This window comes from Streptomyces sp. SID3212, from assembly GCF_009865405.1.
Classification (GTDB): domain Bacteria; phylum Actinomycetota; class Actinomycetes; order Streptomycetales; family Streptomycetaceae; genus Streptomyces.
Window position 1 is genome coordinate 1 of record NZ_WWJY01001087.1, and the last position, 2,463, is coordinate 2,463.

Consider the following 2,463-nt stretch of genomic DNA (forward strand, 5'->3'; position numbering starts at 1 on the left):
GGGAGGCGACGTGGGCCACGAGCTCGACGTGGCGGCGTGGACGGCACCGGAGGTCGTGGTGGACCCGGACCCGGCGGCGGTCGAGTTCTACGACAGCGCGTACGTGGACTACCTGTTCCGGGTCGCGAACGCGCGGGAACGGTGGCGGGGGCCGGCCGACGGGCGGCGCGGGTGAGGTCCGGGCGCTGAGCGCGCCCTTCGGCCGGCCGGGCCGTCCCGGTGCGCGGTCAGCGTGGCGAACGGCAGAGAAGCCGGACCGGGCCCATCAGGCCCGTGACACGTTGGCCGGGGAAGACGAAGTGGGTGGGGCTGGTGGCGTCCAGGTGCGGGGCGAGGGTGCCGTAGACGGTGATCTCGACGATATGCGGGCCGGGGGCCGCCAGGTCCGGCACGTCGAACTCGTACGGGGAACAGATCCGTACACCCGCCGGCACACCGTCGATCCGTACCTCGGCCGTGCCCCGGACCCGTCCGAGGTCCAGGATCGTGCGACCGTCCGCCGCACTGCCGGCGGGCAGGGTCACCTCGCGGGTGTAGCGCACTCCGCCGCTGTACTCGGCGAGGCCCTGCGTCTCCCAGTCGCCGGTACGGATCAGGCCCGGGCCGACCGCGCAGCGTACGGGGCCGGCCAGCGCGGCGCCGCCCCGGTGGCCCGGGCGCGTTTCCAGGCGCAGGGCGAGGGTTCTGGGGTGGGGTGGTGCTGCGGCGGTGGGAGGTTGCCGGATCAGGGATACGGTCAAGGTGTGTACGCCGTCGGACCTCGGGGCCGCCTCTTCGACCGGGTGCTCACGGCCGTCGACAAAGGCCCTCGTACCGGGGGTGTGTACGTCGACGGTCAACTCAGCTGCGCCGGACGGTAGTTCGCACCACAGCCACTCCACCGCTCCCCGCTCGCCCGGGACCGCGAACCTCAGTGGTACGACCGTGCCGTCGTCGGCCTCCGGGTCCAGCCAGGCGGCGCCGGGCAGCGGGTGCGGGCGGCGGCGCAGGCACAGTGCGGCCGGGTCGCCGGACTGTTCGCGCCGCACCTCGACCGGGACGTGTGCCCCCGCCGCGTGCCCGGACCACCAACCGGCGTGGCTGTGCAGGCCGGTGATCCGGCCGTCACCGTGGTCGAGCGTCGCGTCCACCAGTACGGGGGAAGCGGCGGCGGTCGATTCCACGACGACGGTGTTGTCACCGACACGCAGGGCCGGAGCGATCTCGTGCCGCCGGACCCTCGGGACGGTGTGGTCGGTGTACGGGTCGAATCCGCCCTGTCTGCCGAGCACGTGGCCGTTGACCCGCAGGACGCAGGAGCCGTGAGAGGCGATCTGGATCGTCGCCCGGGTGGGAACCGCGGTGAGGCTGAAGGTTGTTCCCACGCTGTTCCGGCCGGGACCCGCGACGATCCACTCGGGGCGGCGGTAGCGGTCCGGGTCGCGGATCAGCGCGAAGTGCGCCCGTAGGTCGGTTTGTTGATCAGGCGTCAGAGTGAGTTCCAGGAAGTGTGGGCCCGGCTGTACGCGCACCCGTCCCAGGGCGAGGTGGCCCTCGTCGTCCAGGGCGACCGGCCGGCCGTCCAGGCGCGCGGACTTGGCCGCGGCGGCTCCCACCGCCAGGTGGCCGTCGAAGGCGTGGACCAGGTGGAGTTCGGCCTCGACGCGGACCGTGGTGCCCGCCGCCGTCGGGCCCAGGTGCAGGAACTCCTCAGGGACATGGCCCTTGGGGCCGAGCACGGCACGGTGGATCGGGTCCTTGTGGATGCCGAGGGTGTCGGACCAGACGAGCGGCGTACGGTCGCCGTCCGCGCCGACCAGGACCGCACGCGCTCCGAAGGTGGCGTGGGCGGTCGCCTCGTGCCGGCTGTCCGCGTCCGCGCGCCGCGACCGGGCCCATCCGTCGCGTACACCGTCCTCGCCCGGCCCTTCCACACGGTGGCGGAAGGTGCGGCACATCGTCACGTGAGGGGGAGCAGAGGCGGTGGGGGTGGAGTACGGGTCCGTGGCCGGGCGGGCGAAGTCGCCCCACGTGTTGTCGAGGGTCGGGACAAGCGTCATGTGCCATGCCGCGTCCGGCGGGATCTCCAGGCACACGGCGGCCTCCCTGGCCGACCCGGTGGGCGGGTCGGCCGTCCCGGCCGCGGTCTCCGCACCCGCCGGGAAGACGAGCAGCGCCGCCGGTCCCGTGTCGAAGGGCACGTCGACCTCGACACACCGGACGTCGTCCTCGACCGCCCGGACCGGCAGGGTGCGGGGCGCACCGCCGAACGGGTCGAGCAGGACGGCCGGGCCCGCCACGTCCCGTACCCGCACCCGGGCCGTACGGGCGTAGCGGGCCGGGTCGAAGTCGTACCGGGCGTCGAGCCAGCCCAGAGCCGCGCCGCGCTCGTCGGGCGCGGCGACGGCCGCCTGGGTAGCGCGGGGCGCCCCGGCGGTCAGGAACACCACGGTGGCCCCGTCCACGCGCCGCCCGAGCACGGGG

At 74.4% G+C, this 2,463-nt stretch carries 1 pseudogene; it reads right to left on the reverse strand.

Annotated features, from left to right (window positions below):
- Positions 1-227: 227 nt before the first annotated feature.
- A pseudogene (locus GT042_RS32355) lies at positions 228-2,463 on the reverse strand (hypothetical protein); the annotation flags it as partial.